This window comes from Nostoc sp. FACHB-190 (genome assembly GCF_014696905.1).
Lineage (GTDB): Bacteria > Cyanobacteriota > Cyanobacteriia > Cyanobacteriales > Nostocaceae > Nostoc_B.
Genome location: NZ_JACJQW010000001.1, coordinates 373,156 through 398,938, shown reverse-complemented (window position 1 = coordinate 398,938; position 25,783 = coordinate 373,156). Strand labels below are relative to the sequence as shown.

The 25,783-nt window shown below is 40.8% G+C and carries 25 protein-coding genes; 11 read left to right on the top strand and 14 right to left on the bottom strand.

The genetic code is table 11. The features are described 5' to 3' along the window. Positions 1-68: 68 nt before the first annotated feature. Positions 69-671 carry a hypothetical protein gene (locus H6G28_RS01870; RefSeq protein WP_190668547.1) on the bottom strand — a complete coding sequence of 201 codons (603 nt, stop codon included), beginning with the start codon at positions 669-671 and terminating at the stop codon, positions 69-71. 120 nt (positions 672-791) lie between these two features. Here H6G28_RS01870 and H6G28_RS01865 point away from each other — a divergent pair, with 120 nt between their 5' ends. From H6G28_RS01865 to H6G28_RS01855, 3 genes are all read left to right on the top strand, one after another. Next, the gene (locus tag H6G28_RS01865; RefSeq protein WP_190588104.1) at positions 792-1,106 is read left to right on the top strand and encodes a hypothetical protein; all 315 of its coding nucleotides are present in this window, start codon (positions 792-794) and stop codon (positions 1,104-1,106) included. Beyond that, a complete protein-coding gene (locus H6G28_RS01860) occupies positions 1,096-1,464 on the top strand; it encodes a pentapeptide repeat-containing protein (protein ID WP_062294133.1) in 369 nt (122 codons plus the stop codon). Before H6G28_RS01865 ends, H6G28_RS01860 begins: the two co-directional genes overlap by 11 nt. 196 nt (positions 1,465-1,660) lie before the next feature. Next, a complete protein-coding gene (locus H6G28_RS01855) occupies positions 1,661-2,137 on the top strand; it encodes a GNAT family N-acetyltransferase (protein WP_190588105.1) in 477 nt (158 codons plus the stop codon). A gap of 77 nt (positions 2,138-2,214) precedes the next feature. Here the strand turns inward: H6G28_RS01855 and H6G28_RS01850 are convergent, their stop codons facing one another. After that, positions 2,215-3,030, bottom strand: coding sequence for a DUF1838 domain-containing protein (locus tag H6G28_RS01850; RefSeq protein ID WP_190588106.1), 816 nt, complete (start codon positions 3,028-3,030; stop codon positions 2,215-2,217). 161 nt (positions 3,031-3,191) lie between these two features. Then, on the bottom strand, positions 3,192-4,040 hold the full coding sequence (locus tag H6G28_RS01845; RefSeq protein ID WP_242054430.1) for a GGDEF domain-containing protein: 849 nt from the start codon (positions 4,038-4,040) through the stop codon (positions 3,192-3,194). Between the two features lie 561 nt (positions 4,041-4,601). Between H6G28_RS01845 and H6G28_RS01840 the strand changes: the two genes are divergently transcribed. Further along, complete coding sequence (locus tag H6G28_RS01840; protein WP_062294129.1) at positions 4,602-4,925, top strand: hypothetical protein; 324 nt, start codon at positions 4,602-4,604, stop codon at positions 4,923-4,925. A gap of 218 nt (positions 4,926-5,143) precedes the next feature. On the opposite strand, the gene H6G28_RS01835 is transcribed toward H6G28_RS01840, so the two are convergent. After that, positions 5,144-5,962: a M15 family metallopeptidase gene (locus H6G28_RS01835; protein WP_190588108.1), complete on the bottom strand. Its 819-nt coding sequence runs from the start codon at positions 5,960-5,962 to the stop codon at positions 5,144-5,146. Between the two features lie 100 nt (positions 5,963-6,062). Here H6G28_RS01835 and H6G28_RS01830 point away from each other — a divergent pair, with 100 nt between their 5' ends. Continuing rightward, positions 6,063-6,980, top strand: a complete 918-nt coding sequence (locus tag H6G28_RS01830; RefSeq protein WP_190668542.1) for an AEC family transporter — start codon at positions 6,063-6,065, stop codon at positions 6,978-6,980. Between the two features lie 60 nt (positions 6,981-7,040). On the opposite strand, the gene H6G28_RS01825 is transcribed toward H6G28_RS01830, so the two are convergent. Beyond that, positions 7,041-7,559 carry a phosphoribosyltransferase gene (locus tag H6G28_RS01825; RefSeq protein WP_190588110.1) on the bottom strand — a complete coding sequence of 173 codons (519 nt, stop codon included), beginning with the start codon at positions 7,557-7,559 and terminating at the stop codon, positions 7,041-7,043. A gap of 71 nt (positions 7,560-7,630) precedes the next feature. Here H6G28_RS01825 and H6G28_RS01820 point away from each other — a divergent pair, with 71 nt between their 5' ends. From H6G28_RS01820 to H6G28_RS01810, 3 genes are all read left to right on the top strand, one after another. Beyond that, positions 7,631-9,067 carry an MFS transporter gene (locus H6G28_RS01820; protein WP_190668540.1) on the top strand — a complete coding sequence of 479 codons (1,437 nt, stop codon included), beginning with the start codon at positions 7,631-7,633 and terminating at the stop codon, positions 9,065-9,067. Between the two features lie 487 nt (positions 9,068-9,554). Then, positions 9,555-10,322, top strand: coding sequence for a class II glutamine amidotransferase (locus tag H6G28_RS01815; protein ID WP_190588112.1), 768 nt, complete (start codon positions 9,555-9,557; stop codon positions 10,320-10,322). Positions 10,323-11,895: 1,573 nt separating this feature from the next. Then, positions 11,896-17,052 (top strand): beta strand repeat-containing protein, encoded by a 5,157-nt coding sequence (locus H6G28_RS01810; protein ID WP_190668537.1) that lies wholly within the window; start codon positions 11,896-11,898, stop codon positions 17,050-17,052. Positions 17,053-17,127: 75 nt separating this feature from the next. Here the strand turns inward: H6G28_RS01810 and H6G28_RS01805 are convergent, their stop codons facing one another. From H6G28_RS01805 to H6G28_RS01785, 5 genes are all read right to left on the bottom strand, one after another. After that, positions 17,128-17,901 carry an FHA domain-containing protein gene (locus H6G28_RS01805; RefSeq protein WP_190588213.1) on the bottom strand — a complete coding sequence of 258 codons (774 nt, stop codon included), beginning with the start codon at positions 17,899-17,901 and terminating at the stop codon, positions 17,128-17,130. Positions 17,902-18,145: 244 nt separating this feature from the next. Further along, complete coding sequence (locus H6G28_RS36640; RefSeq protein WP_313949884.1) at positions 18,146-18,247, bottom strand: hypothetical protein; 102 nt, start codon at positions 18,245-18,247, stop codon at positions 18,146-18,148. A 23-nt stretch (positions 18,248-18,270) separates the two neighbouring features. Further along, the gene (locus H6G28_RS01795) at positions 18,271-18,948 is read right to left on the bottom strand and encodes a glutathione S-transferase family protein (RefSeq protein WP_190668534.1); all 678 of its coding nucleotides are present in this window, start codon (positions 18,946-18,948) and stop codon (positions 18,271-18,273) included. Between the two features lie 119 nt (positions 18,949-19,067). Further along, positions 19,068-19,457: a tautomerase family protein gene (locus tag H6G28_RS01790; protein WP_190588211.1), complete on the bottom strand. Its 390-nt coding sequence runs from the start codon at positions 19,455-19,457 to the stop codon at positions 19,068-19,070. Next, positions 19,444-20,049: a TetR/AcrR family transcriptional regulator gene (locus tag H6G28_RS01785; protein ID WP_190588210.1), complete on the bottom strand. Its 606-nt coding sequence runs from the start codon at positions 20,047-20,049 to the stop codon at positions 19,444-19,446. Before H6G28_RS01785 ends, H6G28_RS01790 begins: the two co-directional genes overlap by 14 nt. A gap of 107 nt (positions 20,050-20,156) precedes the next feature. Between H6G28_RS01785 and H6G28_RS01780 the strand changes: the two genes are divergently transcribed. After that, complete coding sequence (locus H6G28_RS01780) at positions 20,157-21,026, top strand: oxygenase MpaB family protein (RefSeq protein WP_190588209.1); 870 nt, start codon at positions 20,157-20,159, stop codon at positions 21,024-21,026. Positions 21,027-21,113: 87 nt separating this feature from the next. Continuing rightward, positions 21,114-21,848 carry a DUF1995 family protein gene (locus tag H6G28_RS01775; RefSeq protein WP_190588208.1) on the top strand — a complete coding sequence of 245 codons (735 nt, stop codon included), beginning with the start codon at positions 21,114-21,116 and terminating at the stop codon, positions 21,846-21,848. Positions 21,849-22,025: 177 nt separating this feature from the next. Here the strand turns inward: H6G28_RS01775 and H6G28_RS01770 are convergent, their stop codons facing one another. Next, positions 22,026-22,718 carry a DevA family ABC transporter ATP-binding protein gene (locus tag H6G28_RS01770; protein WP_190668531.1) on the bottom strand — a complete coding sequence of 231 codons (693 nt, stop codon included), beginning with the start codon at positions 22,716-22,718 and terminating at the stop codon, positions 22,026-22,028. 134 nt (positions 22,719-22,852) lie between these two features. Between H6G28_RS01770 and H6G28_RS01765 the strand changes: the two genes are divergently transcribed. Then, positions 22,853-23,440: a Uma2 family endonuclease gene (locus H6G28_RS01765; protein ID WP_190668882.1), complete on the top strand. Its 588-nt coding sequence runs from the start codon at positions 22,853-22,855 to the stop codon at positions 23,438-23,440. A 58-nt stretch (positions 23,441-23,498) separates the two neighbouring features. On the opposite strand, the gene H6G28_RS01760 is transcribed toward H6G28_RS01765, so the two are convergent. The 3 genes from H6G28_RS01760 to devC form a co-directional block, all read right to left on the bottom strand. Continuing rightward, on the bottom strand, positions 23,499-23,846 hold the full coding sequence (locus H6G28_RS01760; RefSeq protein WP_190588206.1) for a DUF5615 family PIN-like protein: 348 nt from the start codon (positions 23,844-23,846) through the stop codon (positions 23,499-23,501). Next, on the bottom strand, positions 23,843-24,163 hold the full coding sequence (locus H6G28_RS01755) for a DUF433 domain-containing protein (protein WP_190588205.1): 321 nt from the start codon (positions 24,161-24,163) through the stop codon (positions 23,843-23,845). The genes H6G28_RS01760 and H6G28_RS01755 overlap by 4 nt, the downstream gene beginning before the upstream one ends. A gap of 430 nt (positions 24,164-24,593) precedes the next feature. Beyond that, positions 24,594-25,769 (bottom strand): ABC transporter permease DevC, encoded by a 1,176-nt coding sequence (gene devC / locus H6G28_RS01750; RefSeq protein ID WP_396019788.1) that lies wholly within the window; start codon positions 25,767-25,769, stop codon positions 24,594-24,596. Positions 25,770-25,783: the final 14 nt, after the last annotated feature.

Genomic DNA, 25,783 nt, shown 5'->3' with positions numbered 1-25,783 from the left:
GAACCGCAAAGGACACAAAGAAAGAGAAGGAGAAAAAGAAGGAGAATTTCACAAATGATTTAGGATTACTATAGTTGTAATTGACATTGTTGAAAAATATAGTTGACAGTGGCAAATAAATTGTCTAATTCATAAATAGTGAATGGTGTAATATTTCTAGTGAAATTTTGTGCTTCTAGTTTACCAAATTGCCAAACTGCACCATTAGAAACAATCCCATAGATAACTAAAGACAATTCTTGATTGAGTCTTTGAGCCGCAATCATTTCAGCTAAACATTGCGCCCAACCTGCTTCAAAATTATCTTGTTTCGCTTCTACTAAAATAAAGTATGGTTTATCAAAAACTATTTTCCCTAAAGGCGAACGTTTAGCCAAAATATATTCAGGAAAACCTGATAATTGCTCATCATAGCTTAGTGATTGATGACTCCATAAAGTAAACTTACTATTATACTGCTTCCAAACTTCTTTCAAAACTGGATAAATTAAGTTCTCACAAATAGCAAACTCAGAATTATCCACGACACCTTCGCGCATAACGATTGCTAAATCTTCTCGGAAATATTGAGGAATATTAAACTCTGTTGCTAGAACAAAATTAGCTTCTGTGTAGATAATCTGAAATGTTTTGAGAACTTCGCTAATAGATTTATAACTACTAAAGGCCATACTCACCTCCTGAAGAATTGCTTTACCTTAGCTGTATTTTCCAGTTTGCAACAATAATTGTAATGAAGGGCGATCGCCAAGTATCTTAGAAATAGGTTTGATAGTTGTGGAGTGGCGATCGTGAATACTCAGGAATTCCTGCGATTGATCGATAAACAGGTCTCATGTCCGCAAACCCTACCAAAAGCACTACAAGCTCTGTGGTATGACAAAAAAGGCGATTGGAACCAAGCTCATGAAATAGTCCAAAATGCCCATGATGTTGATAGTGCTTGGGTTCACGCTTACTTACATCGTCAAGAAGGCGATTTGCATAATGCGCGTTATTGGTATCATCGCAGCAGTCAGCCAGAGTTTGTGGGCGAGCTAAACCAGGAATGGGAACAAATTACGTCTCTATTACTGAAAAAGGTCAACACTACTCATGGATGCTGAACAACTCAAACGCAGTTACGATGCAGGGGAGAGATATTTTCCGGCTGCAAATTTAAGTCGAGCCAGGTTAATTTCCGCTTACTTACCAGGAATTAATTTGTGGGGAGCAGACTTGAGCCAAGCGAACCTAGCCAAAGCTAAACTCTGGGGAGCAGACTTGAGTCAAGCTAATTTAGCTCAGGCGAATTTGACGAGAGCTAATTTATGCGGTGTCAAATTAAAAGAAGCAAATCTCCGGGGTGCGAAACTCAACTTTACTAAGCTGTATGGTGCAGATTTAAGTGGTGCTTATTATGATGACAGCACCCGCTTTTCTAGAGGATTTGACCCTGTAAAGAACAATATGCGGAAGTTTTAAGTTTCGGTGGGGTTGAGATTATAGCGGTTCTCAGTTCAATGAGGTACACCTCAACTCCACCCGCAAGCAGGGAGGAGAGCGTTTGCGTAAGAAAATGCGGGGTGGATTCTGACTGTATTACAAGCAAGTGAAAACCGCTATAGTAAGCAGTACAGACACGCATAAATCTGACGAACAGACAGCACTGGAGTTCCCTATGATTCGACCGAGTACGCCCGATGATTCAGAGGCATTAATCGCGATTGCTGTAGCAGCAGAGCTATTCCCCGCGAGCGAAACCGAAGAACTGAGCAAAGTGCTGGCGAGTTACTTCAGTGGTAACATCGGCGAGGGTCATGTGTGGCTCACCGATGAGGAGAATGGGAAAGCGTGCGGGGTCGCCTACTACGCACCTGCCCCGTTTACAGATGGGACATGGGACTTGTTAATGATTGTTGTGCATCCCAACTATCAGAGGCAAGGGCGAGGAGAAGCGTTAGTAAAGTATGTGGAAAATGCCTTACGGGCAAGTGGTCAGAGAATTTTGTTGGTCGAGACTTCGGGGCTGCCCAGCTATGAACGAGCGCGGGCTTTCTACAAAAAGTGCGGTTTCGAGGAGGAGGCGCGTATTCGGGACTTCTACAAGGCAGGGGAAGATAAGGTGGTGTTCCGCAAGGCTTTGAATGCGGAATAGACCACATAAGCGTTTTCTTTTGACAAAGCTTCTGAATGAAGAAGCTAGAGGAAGAATTTAGCTATATCAATACCTCATTACAACTCTTCTGCGACTGGTAAGGGGAAGATTTCGCCGGCTAAGTAAGCATCAAAATTCTTCTGGAAGTATAGCCAAGAAGTCATATCTTCCCCCTCGGAGAATGCTTTGGGAGCTTGTTTATATAAGGGAACGCGGTGATTAATTTCATCTTGCAGTAGTTGGGGTAATTCTGCTAAACCACCAACTTTAGAGCCAAAAGCACTATAGATGAGATTACCAGCGCGATCGCCCATTTTCATCCACGGTAGCCATTGCCCAATCCTATCCCAACTCAGCTTTAGTTGAGAAACAGAATTGAGTTCTGAATTGAATAAATCTGCGGTTGGAACAGATAATTTAAATAATTCTGCGGCTTGATAAGTTTCATAAGGACTATATTCGGCAAATTTTGGATCTTCTGCCAAAGGATTTGGATAAGTTGGAAAAATATCAAATACAAAAGTTGTCGTGTCTCCCTCAACTTGGGCTGGAAATTTACCTTTAAAATGTCCTTGTACCGGATTATTCGCAACGTGTAATACAGGTACAGTTTCACCAGTCCAAGGATTTTCCCATTTGGGCAAAATTTCTTCTGTTTCTGGGTTTAAGTAATAAGTGAGTTCACGAGAAGTAAAATCCCAACTATCTTCTCCTGTGGAAATACATCTACTAACACTCACACCCAAGATTTTAAATAAGAGTTTTCTTTTCTCTCCAGGAATAAAACTATAAATCTTGCCTTGCCAAACTAAAAATGTCGATTCATTGGCATCAAGGGAAGAGCGAGTTTTGACCCATTGTTGTGCATCAAACTCTTTCACTGTTGTGACCATTTTGCGTCTCCTAATTTAACAGAATAAACAAAGGGTAGTCTTAAACAAGGCAAAAATGAAAAGTGCTGAGTTGAAAGTGCTGAGTGCTGAGTTAAAAGACCGCCCGCACTCCCCTACTTCGCCTCACACTCTTTTTCTGGCTCCTGAATTCTTCTTTCAGTTTATTCATCTACTAAATCATTTGCTAATTCGTGGTGTAGCAAGTTTTTACCCCTTTTTTTAGCACCGTACATTAAATTATCGGCTCTTTCGAGAATTTCTGTGACTGAAGCTGGCGGTTTAATAAAGGTAATTGCGCCAATACTCAAGGTGACAGGCCAATTTTCTGCCTGCATGATAGATGATAAGGTTCTGTGTAATCTCTGTAATACTACTGCGGATGCTTCATAACCAGTACGTGGTAATAAAATTGCAAATTCATCACCTCCAAGTCTGGCGATAACATCAATTTTACGTAGATTATTTCTCGCATTTTCCGCAACTAAACATAGCAGGCGATCGCCAACAGTATGCCCAAACTGGTCATTAACAAGTTTAAAGTTATCAACATCAAAATATGCAATAGTTATTGGTTCTTGATGTCTTAAAGATTTATGAACTTCAAAGTTGACTAATTCTAAAAAAAATGACCTGTTATGTAGCCCTGTTAAAGCATCAGTCCTCGCTAGTCTTTCTAAGTTTTTTAATGTGAGTTTTTGTTGTGACAAAAGATAGTTGGTAAATAAGAAAAATACTAAAACTACAACAGTATTCCAATAAGGTACTAAGGGATGTAAATAGTGAAAATTTGGTTTTTGATTGACTACTAAATTTGTAACTGCACTAATCAATGAAATTAATACGCCACTGCAATTATCAGCAAACCAAGTTGCAATGCCAATCGGAATTAAGTAAAAAATTGCTATTAATATTTCTGGTGGGATTTGGTAGTCTAACCAACCTATCAAGCTTGTGAGAAAAACACTGAGGGAGATTACGCACCATTTAGGTTGATTATCTAGGATTTTCATTAACTTCATGTTCTTTCGGCTTCACTGCAACATCTTTTGCAGTTCCTTATTAGTTATCAGCTTCACCTTATTGTTCACCCAATCACATATTTTAGGTTTTGTCAATGTTAATCAAATTTATTTTCTCAATAAAATAATCAATCCAAGCCGTAATTTGGGATTAAAGATGGGTCAAAAATCAATAATAAAGTTATTTGAGTTCATAAGACAAATTGAATACATAATTATAACTGGTTAAATTCTTATCTGTTATGGTCGTAGTCACATAGCTGAGAACAGTACTGATTGCTCAAGGCTTTGAAATTACGGAGTTTCTCCGCAGCAGTCTGCCATCATATTAAATTGATAATTGCTGTACAAGACTGTTTTTTATGTCTCTATCATCATTATTTAAATTGATATTAATAGTTTTTACTAAAGTCTCTCTAATTAGAAAAACATCTTGATCGCTTGATAAATTTATCTGGATATTTGAGAATTCTTTTCGTTATTGTCCATTTCTCCGGATAAGTAAAAAAATACCTGAATAGTAATTCACATAATTTTTCTACACCACAACTTATGGAACTGCCTCAGCGCGTGTCAATTCGCTACAAAGACACTTCCTACAATATGAGTGAGATCCGCCTAAAAACAGTGCAACTAGCATTCAAAATTTGGGAAGAACAAAGCAAACCTCGCAAAACTGAGTTGTATGATTTTATCTTGACTTGTCTGAAACAATTTGACCGTCAAGACCGTTTTATTGTTTCATATCTATTCTTAGAGTTAACAGATATGATTCGTAATTCTTCCTTAGAAAGAACGATGAGAGAGGTGTTAATTAAAACGGCTTTTCGGGAGTTTGCTTGTGCGTTGACAGATTTTGAAAATGCGGAGAAATAGGATTATGGCAAAGTGCTGAGTGCTGAGTACTGAGTAGAAACTCAGGAACATCAGGGATTTCAGCTATAAATATAGTCCTAATCTATACTTTGATTGCTATCAATCAGAGGAATTTACAAGTCAAGAGTCAGAATTTAATTTTATCTTGTCAATTAGTGGAGTAAAAATACCGCCACTAATCGATTCTGACTCCTGAATTCTGACTTCTGAATTCTTATTCAAGGTGATGTTTTAGCGGGTTTTAAATTTCTGGCTTTATAGAAGGTTTCTAGACTTTGGCGATCGCCAACGAAACGCCAATGCCAAGGTTCATAACTCACACCTTGCACATTATCTTGAGGAAAAGACAACTCAAAACCAAAGCGGGCGGCGTTTGCTTGTAGCCAGCTAAAAGCTTTGGTTTGATCAAAGTTAGCCTGAAGATTCGTAGCGGGTGCGGCTCCGTCTCCGACATCTACCGCATAACCTGTGTGATGCTCACTATGGCCTGGCGGCGCACTGAGGGCGGCTCTTTGGGCCGGGGTTTGATTGCGTTGCGCCCCGACTTCAAAAAATAATTGCTCTTGTTCTTTCACAGAGCGAAAGCCAGAAATTGGCACTAAAATTACCCCAGCACTCCGGGCGGCTTGAGTCATGGCGCGAAACTTTTCGGCGGCGGCTGTTCGCATTCTGATGCGGCGATCGCTTGTAATCGCTGCTAACTCTGATTCTGGTGCTTCTGGGTAAGCTAAATGTCCCAACACCGCATTATTATCTTGGGGATTTGCTGAGTTAGTCGCGCCGGGAGTGGTGACAGTCGAGGAATCTGCTGGTGAAGATGAAGAATCGGTGATTTTTTTCGGTGTAGTGAGAGAAAAGAAAAAACCACTAACTACAGCCAGCAAGATAAATCCTGCGACTCCCCCAATAATCAGAACTAAAGGTTGTAAGGGTGTTTTGGACGAGACATCAGGAGTATCGCGTAAAGCTACTGGAATGTCATCACCAGAATCACCGGACGAATTTGGGGCTTTTCCAGAAAACCCAGCTTTATTCAAGGGTTAACTCCTGCTTTTGTTCAAAATTCATAACAGACTGTAGACTGGACAGAGATTAGCATATTCGGTACATATTACATCTGTCTTTGTTAGGGAAATTTTGGCAAACCTCCTAGAACTATACGTCAAACTGGCAGGCTTAATTTTAATCGGATTTTTTCTGGGACGGAAACTGCCTGCCGCAGTTCCACAGCGTTTGGGTCAGTTCCTTTTTTGGGTGGGAGTACCTGTCAGTATTGTGGCTTTTTTACGCCAAGCTGACCTGTCGGCACAGATTTGGATTGCACCTGCGATCGCTCATTTAGCGATTTTATTAGGTGCATTTTTGGCTTGGTTAACAATCAAAGGACAAGCTTATCTGACAAACACAACTTTTCAGCACCCAACTCAGGGAAGTTTTCTCTTGGCGGCAATGGTCGGCAATACAGGTTATATCGGCTTTCCTGTGACTTTAGCAATGGTCGGGCAAGATTATTTTGCTTGGGCTTTATTCTACGATTTATTGGGGTCACTGTTTGGTGCTTATGGTTTGGGTGTCGCTCTCGCATCTCATTATGGCGATGGTGGCACAAACTATTGGCAAATGACTCAAGCCATATTAATTAACCCAGCCTTGTGGAGTTTTGGCTTGGGTTTATGGTTTCGCCAAATTAGTATTTCTCCGACGGCAGAATTTTATCTGGAAAAATTGGGTTGGATTGCTGTCGCTTTATCTTTAGTATTAATTGGAATGCGCCTTTCGCTGCTGACTTCTTGGCACAATTTCCCCCAAGCCGCCATCAGTTTGGCCATCAAAATGCTTTTAGTTCCCCTGCTGCTTGGCAGTACTTTATCTTTATTTGGCGTGACTGGTTCCGCCGCCAAGGTAATTGTTTTACAAATGGCAATGCCGCCAGCATTTGCGACAATGGTGCTGGCTGAAACTTTCAATCTTGACCGTAACCTCGCGGTGACTTCCTTAGCCTTGGGAGTCTTGCTGTTGTTGGTGACTTTGCCTGTGTGGCTGTGGCTATTCTAAATTTTAGATTTTAGATTTTGGATTTTGGATTGGTAAATTCAGTTGTAGGGCAATAATTTGTCAGCATAATTGACTTAGCTTTGCTGCCAAATCTGCGGGGCTGGTATGTTCGTAATGTTCAAAGGGTTGGTGAATCCAAGGATTGTCCGGTAAGTAATCGACGTAATAATCAGGTTTAATCACTGAACAGGCTTTATACCAAACGACGGCGCTGCGAATTTCCGCAATTGAGGAATCGACATTTTCCCGTAACCAAGGAATTGTCTGTTGAAGAGTAATTCCAGAGTCTACCAAGTCGTCAATTAACAGGATATGGGAACCTAACTTTTCCGTGGTCATGGTCAAATGATGGGAAACAGTGAGATTACCTCGCACTTGTTTGCCGGGGCCGCTATAAGATGATGTCGCTAAAATGGCCAATGGCTTTTGATAAATCCGAGAAATAATATCTCCAACTCGCAGTCCGCCTCTGGCTAGGCAAACAATTTGGTTGAATTCCCAACCAGATTGATATACCTGAACCGCCAGTTGTTCAATTTTGTAGTGATATTCTGACCAAGAAACGTAAAGGTCTGGCATAAAAAAAGTAATTTTGAGGTAATACTGATAGCGATCGCAAACTTTTTATTTTAATCCGAGCCTCAGATATTATGAACGATTCTGACCAAAATCCGGCTTTGAGTCCAAAACTGGATTTTAAAACCAAATTAGCTTATGGTGCAGGTGATTTAGGCCCAGCAATTACCGCTAATATTTCCATATTCTTCTTGTTAGTCTTCTTTACCAATGTCGCTGGGATTCCCGCCGGGTTGGCTGGGAGTGTATTGTTGATTGGCAAAATCTGGGACGCTGTTAATGATCCGTTTATCGGATTATTAACAGATAAAACCAAATCTCGGCGCTGGGGTCGTCGGCTACCTTGGATGTTATATGGTGCGGTTCCTTTTGGGATTTTCTTTTTCTTGCAGTGGATTGTACCGCAATTTAGTAGCGATCGCAGTACAAATATTGGGGTTTTGTTTTGGTATTACGTCATAATTGGGTTAATATCGCAGGTATTTTACACCGTTGTGAATTTGCCTTACACGGCGATGACTCCTGAACTTACCCAAGATTATGATGAACGCACCAGTCTGAACAGTTTTCGCTTTACTTTTTCGATTGGTGGCAGTATTTTATCGTTGATTTTAGCGCAAATAGTATTTTCGCAAATTCCTGACCGTCAACAACAATATTTTGTCTTAGCAGCGATTTGTACTGTAATTTCTGTAGTTTCCCTATATTGGTGCATTTTTGGAGTTCGCGATCGCATTTTAGCCTTTGAAGCCAAACGCATCCAACTAGAAGAACCGCCATCAATCCCATTTTTTGAACAGTTAAAAATTGTTTTTACCAATCGCCCGTTTTTATTTGTCATTGGCATATATCTATTTTCTTGGTTGGCTGTGCAAATTACAGCCAGCATCATTCCTTATTTTGTGATCAACTGTATGAAACTCAAAGAAGCAGATGTTCCGACAGTGATGATTGCTGTCCAAGGCACTGCTTTAGTTATGTTATTTGTGTGGAGTAATTTAAGTAAGAAAATTGGTAAAAAACTTGTTTATTTTCTCGGTATGAGTTTATGGATAATCGCCGCCGCCGGACTATTTTTTTTACAAGCTGACCAATTAGTTTTAATGTATATTATGGCTATGATGGCTGGCGTAGGTGTATCCACAGCGTATTTAGTTCCTTGGTCAATGATTCCCGATGTGATTGAATTAGATGAACTCCAAACCGGACAACGCCGCGAAGGTATCTTTTATGGTTTCATGGTTTTGTTACAGAAGTTTGGGTTAGCATTCGGATTATTTCTTGTCGGTAACGCCTTACAATCTGCTGGTTTTAAAGAAGCTGTAGCGGGACAAAGCACTTTACCAATTCAACCAGAATCAGCACTCACCGCTATTCGCCTGGCTGTCGGCCCTATCCCCACTGTTTGTTTAATTTGTGGTTTAGTTTTGACATATTTTTACCCCATTACTAAGGAAATACACGCGGACATATTGTTAAAACTCCGAGAACGTCAGGCAAACAACTCATAAATAATTTTTGGCACTATTTGAACTGAAACTATCTACAAATATGTTTTTAATAGTATAGAACTACAAGATATTCAACTTCAGCAGTTGGATATCTAAAATTCTGCTCACAATTCAGCACTCAGAAGCCAAAATTGAGAACCAATTCAGAATGAATGTTTATCGCCTTTCTTCCCTGGCGAAGTATAAACCGAACTAATTAACCGCAGATGCACGCAGATAAATTTGTACATCAACAGGTCGGGAAATTCTATATTCTGATTATGACTCCTGAATTCTGACTTCTGAATTCTTACATAAATAGGACTTACGCATCAAAACAAAAAATCAAGGGTTTTGGCGAGGGTGTAGGAGTTCAGGGATATGGGGGTGTACTTATTTAAAATCCTTACACCCCAAACCCTTTCACCCTTACACCCAATCTCCACGAATAATCTTTGTGCGTAAGTCCTAATAAAATCAAACATCCTCAAACTCGTAGTTACTGATTATGTGCCAGCTGCTAGGGATGAATTGCAATGTACCCACAGATATTTGCTTTTCCTTTGAAGGTTTTTCCGCACGGGGAGGCAAAACAGATGATCATAGCGATGGTTGGGGTATTGCATTTTTTGAAGGAAAAGGCTGTCGCTTATTGTTAGATGACAAACCTTCGGTGACATCTCCCATAGCAGATTTAGTCAGACGCTATCCCATCCACTCTACTCATGTAATTGCCCATATCCGTAAAGCAACTCAGGGAGAAATCGCCTTAAGAAACTGTCATCCCTTCCAACGAGAACTGTGGGGAAGATATTGGGTATTTGCCCATAACGGCAATTTACCAGATTTCCATCCCCGGAATATGGGTTTTTACGAACCTGTGGGTGATACCGACAGTGAAAAGGCCTTCTGTATTATGTTAGAAACTCTCCGAGAAGCTTTTCCTGAAGGTAAGCCGCCTTTAGAAAAACTTAATGTTGTGCTACGTCAAATTACGGCGGAAATCGCCCAAGTCGGTGTTTTTAACTATTTGTTGTCGGATGGAGAACATTTTTTTGCCCACTGTTCGACAAAACTCTCCTACATCGTCCGTCAGGCCCCCTTCGCCGCCGCCCATTTGATTGATCAAGATATGACGGTGGATTTTCGGGAGTTGACTTCCCCACGCGATCGCGTCGCCGTTATCGCTACTACCCCCCTCACCGACAACGAAGTCTGGACAACCATCCAACCAGGCGAATTACTAGTCTTTCACGACGGTTTACCCCAAAAATAACCATATTCTTCTATGGGGCTGTTATTTGATTTTTGAAAAAATACAGTACAAATCAAACCTGACTACTATAACTTTTAAACTATTGTTTATAGGACTCATATTTGATTTATGAAAAAAATCAGTACACTCAGGTCAAACTTCTTTCCTACTCTCTACTCCCCATTCCCTACTCCCTGCCTACACAACTAGATTCAGAAATCAAATCGGATTCCTATATGCTAAGTTGCGTTCAGAAATAGTATTCTTACTCCCTACTTCCTACCCCCTGCCCAAATTACTATCTTTGATTGCAACTTTGTATTAAATCAAGGTAGAGATTTCTCTAAAACAAGTTTAAGCAAAATTTTGGCTTGGGTGTTCAATTTTTTGATAACTATAGCAATCCTCAAAAAATTACCAACAAATCTACTCCCCACATTCTGGGATAAATTTCCTTAAAAAAATTAACATTATTGTTGCAATCCGCTAAATCGCCAAATTCTGGCTGAAAATTATAAACCCTCAGCACCACATCTCAAAAGATAGATTAATTATCTTTTTATTTTTGATTCATCATCGATAACATTCATATCTTGACCATCACTAATCGGGACAAATTTGTTACTAATTGCCTCTACCATATTTCTTGGCTATCAAAAAGTGAATAATACACAAATATAAATATTGCGATGACTATATGTATATATTTCATGGGTACTGTAAAGAGTATGTAAAGATGCTTTTGGTGAGAATAGACACCTCAGTAAATATACAGTACAATTTCAATAAATTATTTAGATATTACCTAGTTTATTCAACTAAATAATCATAGGTATAAACCCCCTATCTAGCTGTGGGATTGTCTTTCTGTGTCAAATACATCTTTAAGCTTGATGTTTCGCTGTTGGATGAGCGATCGCTAATGATCAAAGGATGGTTAAAATAGAGCCTAAATATGAGTGCTTGTATGAGAATTCATAAAGGCACCAACAATGCAGAGATCAATAACAACTAACAATATCCTACATACCAATTTGACATAAATAATACATCAATTAACCAGCTAAAAACATGCTCATACTCTGAGAAGAGTGTAGTGATTTTACTGGACAACAGTAATGTTCATACAAGATTCAGAAAATTGGTATTGTTTAATCTTAAATTTTACTCACCCTGCAATATCTTGCAAAAGTTTCTCAGTTATCTATGGACTGATGTACTGATGTCACGAGAAACTTCTTCAGAAACTTTGCAAAATCACATTCTATAAGACTTAAAAATCAGCTAAAAAACAATCTATTCTGCAAATGTGTTTCTGAAAAATTTTGGAGAAAACTTTATAAAAAATTACTTTGTTATGTAATCTAAATATGCTTCAGTTAAATATGTTTGTAATTGTTGAAAGCAACAGTAGCCGCCAGGACTATGTTGCGAGTTGTGTATGAATAATTTAACTGAATTGTATTGCTGTGATGCTGAAACAATATGCTGAGAGAGTCAACCATCAGCATAATTTTCATTTTTGAAAACAGCGAAAATTGCAGTTTAAAAACTTTCAACTGGCTGAATCAATCAATTTATTTAGGTAAAAGTTATGGCAAATATCAACGGTACCAATGGCGATGACAACCTGATTGGCACAACTGGCGATGATATTATTACCGGCCGTGGTGGAAATGATAATTTATCAGGTAATGGCGGTAGCGATATTCTAGACGGTGGCGCTGGAGATGATAATATTTCCAATTTTGCAAGCACTGGAAATAGCATCCTTGATGGTGGCGCAGGCGACGATGTATTGGATGTGGATCAGTCTAGCGGTGATAACCTAGTTGATGGTGGTGCCGGTGATGATTATCTCGCCGCCGTAGGTTCCTCTGGGGTTAACGTTCTCAACGGTGGTGGTGGACAAGATATCTTAAACGCGGATCAGTCAACAGGCAATAACCTGCTGAATGGTGGTGGTAATGATGATTTTCTCTCAGCGATCGCATCTGAAGGTAATAACGTCCTTGATGCTGGAGGCGGTAACGACACACTAAATATCAATCAGTCCGATGGCGATAACCTACTTGAAGGCCGTGCTGGTAATGATCAACTGTTGGCTGTTGGTACTTTTGGGAATAACATCCTCAATGGTGGAGATGGCGAGGATACATTAAATGCTGACGATTCCATAGGTAATAACACCCTCAATGGTGGTGGGGGTGCTGATTATATTACGGCTGTGGGTTCATCTGGGAATAACACCCTCAACGGTGGAGGAGATGCTGATACCTTAGATGTCACCGATTCCACAGGGGATAACCAGCTAAATGGGAATGGTGGTGACGATACCTTGACAGCATATCGTTCCACAGGTGACAACACACTCAACGGTGATGCAGGCGCGGATACCTTGGATGTGGATCAGTCCAGTGGCGATAACACCCTGGATGGTGGTGTTGGTGATGATTCTTTGTTTGCGATCGATTCCACTGGAGATAATACTCTCTATGGTCGTGATGGAGAAGATATCTTAAACGTAGATCAATCAACAGGTGCTAATTCTCTCTATGGTGGTGCGAGTAGTGATTATCTGACTGCCGTTGGTTCCTCTGGTAATAACACCCTCAGTGGCGAAGGTGGTAACGACAGATTATTTGTCGATCAGTCCACAGGCAATAACCTACTAGAAGGTGGTGGTGGGGATGATGAACTGTCGGCTGTCGGTGCTTTTGGCGATAACATCCTCAATGGTGGAAATGGTCAGGATACATTAAATGCAGACAATTCCACAGGAGATAACCTGCTGGATGGTGGTGATGGGGCTGATTATATTACGGCTGTAGGTTCATCCGGTTACAACACCCTCAACGGTGGCGCAGGTGCTGATACCTTAGATGTAACCGATTCTACAGGTGATAACATCCTCAATGGCGAGAACGGCAATGATACCCTGACAGCTTATCGTTCATCTGGTTATAACACCCTCAACGGTGGTGCTGGTGCTGATACCTTAGATGTAGATCAGTCAAGTGGCGACAATTATCTCTATGGTGGTGGTGGCGACGATTATCTGTCAGCAATTGATTCTACTGGAGATAATAATCTCTACGGTGATGATGGAGAAGATATCTTAAACGCAGATCAATCCACTGGAGAGAACTATCTCTATGGAGGTGCTAATGATGACTCTCTGTCTGCCGTTGCTTCTGAAGGTAATAACCTCTTGGATGGCGAAGGTGGCGACGATATCTTAACTGTTGATCAGTCTAGTGGCAATAACCTGCTTGAAGGTGGTACAGGGAATGATGAACTGTCGGCTGCTGGTTCATCTGGGAATAACATCCTCAATGGTGGAAATGGTCAGGATACATTAAATGCAGACAATTCCACAGGAGATAACCTGCTGGATGGTGGTGATGGGGCTGATTATATTACGGCTGTAGGTTCATCCGGTTACAACACCCTCAACGGTGGCGCAGGTGCTGATACCTTAGATGTAACAGATTCTACAGGTGATAACATCCTCAATGGCGAGAACGGCGACGATACCCTGACAGCTTATCGTTCATCTGGTTATAACAACCTCAACGGTGGTGCAGGTGACGATACCTTAGATGTAGATCAGTCAAGTGGTGACAATTACCTCTATGGTGGTGGTGGCGACGATTATCTGTCAGCAATTGATTCCACTGGAGATAATAATCTCTACGGTGATGATGGAGAGGATATCTTAACAGCAGATCAATCAACAGGCGATAACTATCTCTATGGTGGTACTGATGATGACTATCTGTCTGCCGTTGGTTCCGAAGGTAATAACCTTCTGGACGGCGGAAATGGCAACGACATCTTAATTATTGATCAGTCTAGTGGCGATAATACCCTTGAAGGTGGTACGGGGAATGATGAACTGTCGGCTGCTGGTTCATCTGGCAATAACACCCTCAATGGTGGCGAAGGCGACGATACAGTAAACGCAGACAATTCCACAGGCAATAATGTCTTCAATGGTGATGCAGGCGCTGATTATATTACGGCTGTGGGTTCATCTGGTAGGAACTTCCTCAATGGTGGCGAAGGCGACGATACTCTAGATGTGACGGATTCCACAGGTAATAACGTCCTCAATGGCCAAGACGGTAACGATACCCTGACAGCTTATCGTTCCACAGGTGATAACATCCTCAATGGTGGCGCAGGCGACGATACCTTAGATGTAGATCAGTCAAGTGGCGACAATTACCTCTATGGTGATATCGGTGATGATTTCTTATCGGCAATCAATTCCACTGGAGATAATACTCTCTACGGTGGTGATGGAGAGGACATCTTAGACGCAGATCAATCAAGTGGCGCTAATTCTCTTTATGGTGGCGCTGATGATGATTATCTGTCTGCCGTTGGTTCCGAAGGTGATAACCTCTTGGATGGTGAAGATGGCGACGACATTTTAATTGTTGATCAGTCCAGTGGCGATAACACCCTAGAAGGTGGGGCTGGTGATGATGAACTGTTGGCTGCTGGTTCATCTGGTAATAACACCCTCAATGGTGGCGAAGGCGACGATACATTAAATGTTGACGATTCCACAGGTAACAACACCCTCAATGGCGATGCAGGAGATGACGAATTGTCTGCCCTGGGTGCATCCGGTAATAACAACCTCAACGGTGGCGGAGGTGATGACGCAATCTATGTGAGTACTGCCTTGCAACAGTCACCAACCTTGGTAGTACAAACAGTTGACGGTGGCGCAGACTACGATTACCTTTTTGTTGATTACAGCAACGCTACAGCCGGCATCACTTCCACATACAACTCGTCAACCAATAGCGGTAGAATTACCGCAGGCACAAATCGAGTTAACTACAGAAATATCGAAAGTCTGGAGCTGATTGGTACAGCCTTCAGTGACAACATCATAGGAACCAACGGCAACGATACACTTTCTGGTGGCAGTGGTGGCAATGATGTTATCAACGGCGGTGCTGGGGATGATTATATTTCAGCGATTGGTTCATCTGGTAATAACACCCTCAACGGTGGCGAAGGTAACGATAGGTTAATAGTTGATGAATCTACCGGGGATAACCTGCTGAATGGTGGTGGCGGTAACGATACTCTATCTGCTTATCGTTCTGAGGGTGATAACACTCTCATTGGTGATGCAGGTGACGACACATTAGATGCGGATGAGTCCATTGGTAATAACACCCTCAATGGTGGTATCGGTGATGATCATCTTTCAGCGATTGGTTCCACTGGGAATAACACCCTCAACGGTGGTCTTGGGCGCAATATCCTAAATGTGAATCAGTCCAGTGGTAATAACACCCTCAATGGTGATAATGCTGACGATGTGTTGTTGGCAGATGCTTCTGTGGGCAATAACACCCTCATTGCTAGAGGTGGTAATGACAGATTAAGTGCGGAATATTCTGAAGGGAATAACCTGCTTGATGGTGGTGCTGGTGATGACTATCTGTCTGCTGTTGGTTCCTTTGGCCTTAACACCCTCAATGGTGGTCATGGTAACGATATAGTGACTGTTGACTATTCCAGTGGTAACAACCTACTCATTGGTGACGATGGTAATGATACCCTGTCTGCTTATCGTTCCACGGGCGATAACACTCTCATTGGGAATACAGGGAGTGACATATTAAATGCCGATGAGTCCACTGGTGATAACACCCTGAATGGTGGTAGCGGCGATGATTATCTCTCGGCAATTGGTTCCTCTGGTGATAACATCCTCAACGGTGGCGCTGGACGCAATACCTTAGATGTCAGTCAATCCACAGGTAATAACACTCTCATTGCTGATACCGGGAACGATACCCTGTCGGCTTATCTTTCTGAGGGCGATAACACTCTCATTGGTAATGCAGGTGACGACACATTAGATGTAGATCAGTCCAGTGGTAATAATACCCTCGAAGGTGGTAACGGTGATGATTATCTTTCGGCAATTGGTTCCTCTGGTGATAACATCCTCAACAGTGGTGTTGGGCGCAATATCTTAGATGTCAGTCAATCCACAGGTGATAACACCCTCAATGGTGGTAACGGTGATGATGTGTTGTTGGCAGATGCTTCTGTGGGCAATAATATCCTCACTGCCGCAGGCGGTAATGACAGGTTAAGTGTGGAATATTCTGAAGGGAATAACTTACTTGATGGTGGTGTTGGTAATGATGAATTGTCCGCCGTCGGTTCGTTTGGCATTAACACCCTCTATGGTGGTATTGGTAACGATGTGTTGACGGTTGACTATTCCAGAGGCAATAACATACTCAATGGTGACAGTGGTAATGATACTCTGTCGGCTGTAGAAGCTACTGGGAATAACACCCTGGATGGCGGTAGCGGAAATGATACTTTGATTGGTGGTAATGGCAATGATTTTCTCATTGGTGGCGTAGGTAATGACTTGATCACGGGTGGTAGCGGTGCAGATACCTTTGTCTTTAATCGTTTTAATGAAGGTATTGACACAATTACTGACTTCAGCATTAGTAATGACATCATTCAGATATCTGCGGCTGGTTTTGGTGGTGGTTTATTAGCTGGGGCGCTATCGATTAGTCAGTTTACCTTGGGAACTGCTGCAAGCAACACCGATCAAAGATTCATCTATAACAATATTACTGGTGCGTTGTACTTTGACCAAGATGGTAATGCTGGTGGATTCAGACAAGTACAACTAGCACAATTGTCTGGTGCGCCGGCTTTGAATGTCAGCAATTTTGTGATTGTTTAAAGACTGTCGCAAAGCTAATTATGAAATTGCAATAGTACAGAAAACAAAGGTTACGCCATCAGCGTAACCTTTTTTCTATTTATTAATTATTTGTGGGAGCGATCGCCAATCATAACCCAATATTTTACCTGTTGTGAAAAGTAGATAACCAATAAAGAATAAGGCTGAGGTGGCAATTAACAATAGCAAGTTAACTGAGGCAAAAATCCGACCAGTAAATATAATTATGAGGATTCCGATAGCAATCAAAATCCAGCCCAGATGACGATTGATCCGTTGTTGACACAATACAAAAATCCCAGCAAAACAAAGCGCAATGCTAGGTAAACCAAAAAATATGCCGATTCTCACATTGGCAGTTAACAGTACAATGCTGGCAACTATTAAACTTAAACCTATCAGCTTAGTTGTTTTATCTACCACTATTGGTTGCTTCTGCTGAACTGGTGGGGGTACAACTTGCGTGCTATGAACTACTGTTGCTAAAGCTGGGGAATTTTGCCAAATGAAAGTGATGGCATCACCTTGACCAAAGTTAATGCGATCGCCTACTTTTAACTGATATCTAGTTCCCGCGTCTAGCTTGACATCGTTAAGAAATGTGCCGTTAGAACTACCTAAGTCTTCAATCAAGTAGTTGCCATTCTCGACGATAATTTGAGCATGAGCGCGAGAAACAACTTCTGCATTTGGCAAACTGGAAAAATCAATATCTGGGGGATTTTGGTCATTTGACTTACCAAGCCGGATGACCGTTAAATTTGGTGGTATGTCAAAAGCGGTGTTGGTTTGAACATGGAATAGCTGTAAACTTAGCCCTGTAGTGCTGAATTGATTGAGATTTTGCATGGCTTACGGTTGTATCGCTAATCCTATGTTAAATAGTTTAGGCGATCGCTGACACCTTTGCGTATTTACCCAGAGGCATGATTGATTTTATCTCTACTACTAGCAGTCTTAGTTGATAGGTGAATAAGTAGTTGGACAAAATTAAATTCATTCGTGGTGATAGGGAACAGGTAACAGAAAAAATGTGTGTAATTAATTTTGTCTGGATACTCAACAAAGACAAGGGAGAGATGCTATTTGTGGTTTAAGCATTTTTGTGTAACTTTACCGAAATCTTAATCAAAAATTCTGTCCCTTTACCTGGTTCGGAAACACATTCCAAGCTACCACCATGTTTTTCGACGATAATTTGGTAGCTAATCGATAATCCTAAACCTGTGCTTTATTTCCCCGATTTAACTCCCGCCTACGCAACTTTACTAAAATTCGGACTCGCCGCTTGAACTGTTCAAAATCATCTGCACTCAATTTTTTTTTTTGCCAGACTGGACGTTGCATAAGTCGCTCAGTCCATTCATTTATCTTGGGATAATTACTCAAGTTAATGCCTAAACTTGGTAAGGAAGACACAGCTATACCAGCAACTATATCTGCTAAAGTTAACTGTTCACTGCCAAAGTAGAAAGAATTACCCAATAATTCCGTCAAGAATAGCAGCACTTTATCTATATGTTGTGTGGCTTTAAGAAATTGTGGTGAGGCTGTATTTTCATAAATTAATGAGACTATTTGTGGAAATAATTCATTAGCAGTCACATACTGTACCATCCGCACTTTTGCTAAAGCTTGATTTTCTTTGGGTAGTAGTGAAGGTGTAGGATATTTTGCTTCTAAATAGTCCATAATTGCCAGAGATTCGACTATTTGTAAGTCATCATCAACTAGGACTGGAATATGATGAAAAGGATTAACTTTTAAAAATTCTGCTTGTAATTGATCACCATCTAAATTCATCAAGATTGGCTCAAAAGCAATTTCTTTTTCTAGTAAAGTGAGCCATACACGCCGCGCATTCGGGGAAATGGGATTGTAGTAAAACTTCAACATCAGGTAATATTCCTCAAAATAAAAGACCGAACGGTTTGTGATTAGGCAAAAAAATGAATAATTATCCAAGAAAGATAATTATAGAAAGTGGTATTTTGATTTACGACTTAGGCATAAATTTAAACTTCTACCTTGTAATTCAAATTTAATTCATCTCCGGTTGTTCCTCTAATGCCCCAGTTAGATTTTGCAGTTTCAAAAATGGTAATTTCAATATCATTCAGAGAAATATCAAAGGTTTTATGAATATTTTCCATAAGTTGGTGAAGTAGCTGTTTTTTGGTTTCGATTGAGCGCCCTTCAAACATGATAATTTCGATGACTAGATAATTATCTGACCTGTCTTGAGGATAGTAAAAGTTTTCTGCTTCTAAGGGGAAAAATCGCTGAAATTTCTTTTCAGGGGTAACTTTGATAATTTCTATTAGTGCGGTATGAATAATGTGGGATAAATCTGATTTAATTGGATTTAGTTTATCGGCTAAACCATATACTTTAACTTGTACCATAGCTTTTAAGATTAGTGTTTATATACTGTTTTAAATGAGTAACTGCTCTTTGGATATGAATTACATCGTTGTATAATTTGCTCATCATGATTGCACCTTCTAAGGTAGCAATAATAATAGTTGCGACTTCCTCAGCATTTACTTCAGTGCGAATTTCACCTCGATTAATTCCCTTGGTAATAATTTGAGAAATTAAGTTAAGCCAAGAGTTCATTGCTTGTCGCGCCCGATCGCGCAATGCTGGATGAGCATCATCACTTTCAATTGCTGTATTTAACAGTGGGCAACCGCCTTTAATTGGCGGATGCTCAACAAAGCTGCTAAATACTTCCATAATCGCTTCTAGACGTTCACTTGCATGGTGTTTACTCCGAATTGCGGCTTTTGTACGCTGACTGACAAGCGCGATCGCAAAATCAAAGGCTTGGAGTGCTAGTTCATCTTTACTAGAAAAGTGATTGTAAATTCCTCCTTTCTGCAATCCGGTAACACGCATAATATCTGAAATTGACGAACCCGCATATCCCTGTTGGTTAAACAGTTCCGCCGCTTGTTGGAGAATGCGAGTTTTGGTTTCTTCACCTTTGGACATAAAAGCATTACCGACCGATTGGTCTGATTAAAAAATAACATAATAAAAAGTGATAAATCAATCCTGACAGAAATGATTAAGAATAAATACAGTCATGGTGATGAATTATGCTTCCCAACCGTTACCAAAACCTTAATCGGATTCAGCAACTTGACCCAGTAACCGACCATAGCCAGATATATTATCTGATGTCGGGTTATGAATTTTCGTGGGAGATGCAGCGATCGCTCGAAATAGCCTTAATGCGAACTTACTGTGTTCCCAGCATGTCTAAATTACTCGATAAGACCAAAGAATTTCATCAGCGTCCGCAAAAACGCTATGACGACACATCGATTTTGTTGGTAGAAATTGTTAAATGGGGTTATGAAAGCGATCGCGGTCAACAAGCATTGCAACGGATGAACGCCATCCACGGACGCTTTAAAATTGACAACGCCGATTTCTTATATGTGCTTTCGACCTTTATTTATGATCCTATCCACTGGAATGCTAATTTTGGTTGGCGGTTGATGTGCGAGCAAGAAAAATTAGCGTCCTTTTACTTTTGGCGAGAAGTCGGTAAGAGGATGCACATTGAAAATATTCCCGAAACCTACGCAGAATTTGAACGCTATAAACTCAATTACGAAAAGGAAAATTTTCGCTATTCTGACACAAACCGCCGTATTGGAGAATCAACACTTGCTTTATTTTTAAGTTGGTTTCCTTGGTGGATGCGAAAACCTTTGAAACCAATCGTCTATGCCTTACTTGATGAGACAATGCTTGATGCCTTTGGTTTTGAACATCCTTCACCATTGCTGCGTTCTTTTATGGTCAAAATCCTCAAATTCCGCGCCAGATTAATGCACTGGCTTCCACCTCGGACTCAGACTAATTTTTATATTGATTCTCCTATCCGCAGTTACCCGAATGGTTATGAAATAGCTAATGTGGGGCCAGAGGAGAAGCCAGAAAAGTTACAGATGAAGTAAGGTTTGTGGTTGAGTAAGCGATCGCTGGGCGGTAAAACTGCAAAAATTAGGCATTGGTGATTCAATTACTCAAACCTGATATAAACTATGAGTCAACTTCCCGATACACTTGAAGATGCGATCGCTCAAGCCCGTGAGGCGACAAAAGCCGCTTTAGCAGACGGTTACAATCGTGTCCAAATTGATTTGCTGTTCCCAGAACTCAAACAAATGCCCATAGCAGAACAATTTATACCGCTATTTGCTGAATATGAATCGCGGTTGAAAGTGTTCTTTGCTGATGCTGGTGGTGCAGCCTTAGCCCGCCGTGATTGGGTAGATGCACCATTCCAAATTCTGGATATTGGTACAGGTAGGGCTGTTTCGATTCAATCTAAAATTCAGCCAGAAGACGAAATTTTCTTATTTGTTTCCCCCACTTCTGTGGAAATACCCCAATTAGAAAAAGTTTGTGAAATTATTGGCGATCGCCCATTGGTCATGTTAAATCCACGCCTCGAAGATTCTGGAACTGTGGGTATTGGTTATGCAGCCAGACAAATTCGCCAACGGTTTTTGAATACCATTGAATCTTGTTATTACCTGCGCCCAGTGGATGAAACCACGGCTGTATTTCGCTGCTATCCTGGACAGTGGGAAGTTTTGGTACAAAAAGGCGAAAATTGGGAAATAATTGCCGAACTACCCAACAAACCATCAGGCGATGATATAGATTATCTTCTCCTACAAGGGCGATCGCAGGGTTCAAGTGACGCTACACCCGTGAAAAAGCCCAGTATGTTTAAGAGTTTGCAACGGTTTATCAAAGCCTTGAGTAGTTAGTCAAGCTGGGGTAGCAAAGGAATATATCTTTGCTACCTCTGTGTTGTAATAAAAAAAAAGGTAGGAAGTCCTACCTTAATACCCAAAAAAAAGCATTTTGTAACCAAATACAGCATTCAATATCACACATAGATGTGACGACGATATTGCAACCACACGACAATGTTGTGAATCATCTTACAGCTTGACGGCTTGGACTAGTTTGCCATCTTCCATCTGCACAATGCGATCGGCTATGTCTAAAATGCGATGATCATGCGTCACCATCAGGATTGTACAACCTTGTTCCTTGGCGAGTTTTTGCATCAGATTGACAACATCTCGACCTGATTGACTATCGAGGGCGGCTGTTGGTTCATCGGCTAAAACAATTTTGGGATAACTCACCAAAGCGCGGGCGATCGCAACTCGTTGTTTTTGTCCGCCTGATAATTTGTCGGGATAGTAATGTAAATGATTTCCCAAGCCAACTTGCTCTAACATCTGAATTGAGCGAGTTTGGATTTCTTGGGAACTAATATGAGTGTGTAATTCTAAACCAACTTTGACATTCTGCACTGCTGTTAAACTACCATGCAGGTTGTGTGCCTGAAAAATGTAACCATTATGGCGGCGAGTTTTAACTAATTGTTCTGCTGTCGCACCACAAAGTTCTTGTCCTAAAATCTGCAAGCTGCCAAATTGTGAAGAACGCAACCCACCAACTAAAGTCAATAATGTAGTTTTACCAGAACCAGAAGGGCCTGTCAAAATAATAATTTCACCAGCGTTAATTTCTAAGTTGATTTTAAACAAAACTTGCTTACGCAATGGCCCATAACCAAAGTAGTGATTGAGATTTTCAATAGCAATAATGGGTTTGTTTGTCATAAGTAATTTGTGGGGTTTAGCTCCCCGACTGCTTCAAGAAGTCGATGAGCTTAGTGATCACGAATGATTTAAGATTGCTATACACAAACGATACTAAAATTGAAAAATATATTGCTGCTCTTTGTACAGATAATATGAACACTAACACCGTCAGTTTACCTGCTCCCCTGGAATTAAATATTGACTTAACTGATGAGCAGTTTTTTCAACTTTGTCAAAATAATCGTGACTTGAGATTTGAGCGTACAGCTACAGGGGAATTAATTATTATGCCACCTACAGGAAGCGAAACTGGTTACTACAATGCCGACATAACTTATCAGTTAAGAGGTTGGAGTCGCCAGAATCAGCTAGGAAAATCTTTTGACTCTTCTGCTGGATTCAAACTTCCTAATAGTGCAGAACGTTCCCCGGATGCGTCGTGGGTGAAGATGGAACGATGGAACGCTTTGACTCAAGCTGAAAAAGAAAGATTTGCACCTTTGTGTCCCGATTTTGTGGTGGAATTAATGTCTCCCAGTGATTCTCTAGAAAAGACACGCGCCAAAATGAGAGAATATATGGAGAATGGCGCGAAATTGGGATGGTTAATTAATCGCCAACAGCAGCATCTGGAAATTTATCGCCCCAATCAAGAAGTTGAAATTTTGCAAAGTCCAAAAACTTTATCGGGAGAGGATGTTTTACCAGGATTTATTTTGGATTTGACGGAAATCTGGTGATGATTTTTGTCTCTTTGAGAATAGGCTATAAATATCCAACAGGATTTAGCGATCGCACTTACAAAGGTAAGTATTGAATGCAATTTTTCAATTCTTCAGGATCAGCAGCTTTAGCAATAATTTCTAAATCACGTACACAATCACCAACAGAAACTCTTAGTTTATGAGCATAAATTACACCCGCAAAGTCTATAGCTTCACCTTGACGACGGTTGGCTTCCGCTAAAAAATCTTCATCTTGGGAAAACAAAACTCGCTCAAGTTCTGTTGCGCGATCTAGTATGAGAGGATCTGGAAAACCAGTACGCTGATCTTCTTGTACTGTTAATACATCTACACCCCGCATTCGCAATCCAATTGTAATCCCCCGATGGACGTTCTCATCTATATAAAGAGCGAGGCTCACTTAATTAATCCTTCCGCGCGGAGTCTTTTAGCTAACGGGGATTCTCCAGCTTCTAAACGCAATCTTTCTGCATACTCAAAGCGTCGCTGCATATCAGCATCAATCTCTGCTTTGTGTTCCCAATAATAAGCTAAAGCTGAATGAATCTGACTCATGTTCAAATGTGGATACTGAAAATGTAATTCTTCTGGACTCCAACCATAGGCATGAATAGAAGTAACTAATTCCACAACTTTCATAGAAGTTCCAGTGATGAATGGCACATTATTTTCATCAATCAGAATATATTTATATTCAGTAGCCGTTGTTTGGTTCATAATTTATCAAATGCTCAAATTATTACATAGATTTAACATAGCCTACTCAATCTTTATAGTGTTTTCTAGTCTACTGAGGTACGAAGTTATCTGTTTCCATCTGCGTAGCCTGCGGCAAGCCGCTTGCGCGTCTACATCCGCGTCCATCTGCGGTTAATTATTCTTGTTATAGCAATCCTGTCTGAGTCGTGAGAAATTTCCTTTTTAACAAACCGCAAAGGACGCAAAGGACACAAAGAAGGAGAAGACAGAGGATTACACAAGTGATTTAGGATTGCTATAGTACCTCACCAGAATGAGAACCGCTATATTCATAAACAAGTATAAAGTTTAAAAATTGAGTAAGGGAACGCAAATTAAGTGAATATTCTCCATCATTTGGGCTTGAAAATCACTAGATAACTAATATTATCATGCAATTGCTTGGCTTTTAAAACATATCCGCAGGGTCAGCAGATTGGAGTTTACGAGTAGCGATCGCCCCTGAAATTGCACACATAATAAAAGTGAGAATTATTACTTGTAATCCCCGCATTAAAGTCATATACATTGGCAGATTTGTAGCAGCGCGAGTTAGTTGATAAAGTCCTAAAGACACGACAACTCCCGGAAGAAAACCAAGTAATGCTAAAATTAATGCCTCTTCAAAAATGACACCAAGTAAATAGTAATTGCGGTAGCCAATGGCTTTAAATGTGGCATATTCTCTGATATGAGCATTCACATCAGCAGAAAGAACTTGGTAAACAATAATTACCCCCACTACAAACCCCATTGATACACCCAGACTAAAAATAAACCCAATGGGTGAGTTGGTTCGCCAAAAGTTATTTTCAAACTCAATAAATTCGGCATGAGTTAACACTTTGACATCATCTCTCAAGTGTGATTTCAAAGCCATTGCTACTTGTTTTGGTTCATAGCCAGGTTTGACTTTAATTAAACCCAAACTAATACTACTGGACTGGCGGCGAGGAAATATCCGCAAAAAGTTTTGGTCGCTAGTCATCAAGCTACCATCTGCCCCAAAAGACGCACCAACTTGGAACAATCCACTAATTCTAATTGTGCGTCGTTCCATTTCTGTAGTGAGAATTTTACCTTGATCAATTTGGGCGATCGCTTTTTGATAATCACCTCTGGCACCACGGTCAAATAGTACGTTATCAGGTAAGGCGATGGTTTGTAATTGTTGGTTGACATCGGGTAAATCAAACACTGGCTTATTAGGATTAAACCCAATGACTAACACCCCCGTCTCACGGCGCGTTTGGGGATTCTTCCAAATACTGTTACTGAAATACATTGGTTCGGCTGACTCAACCCCCGGTACATCCATCGCTTGATACAAGCGTCGCCGCGAAAACGAAGACATACTTTGCAAGTTACGGGCTTGAGGACTCAGTAATACAATATCGGCTTTTAAACTGCGATGCAGTCTTGTATTACTGTCATACAATGCCCTCTCAAAGCCAAGCTGCATAAACATCAGCACATCAGCAAAGGCAATACCTGATAATGCTACTAACAGCCGACTTTTTTCATGACTCAGTTGCAGCCATCCCAAAGGTGTGCGTCGCTGAATGTGTTTGATTATTCCCATCATAAATTAAGTGCTGA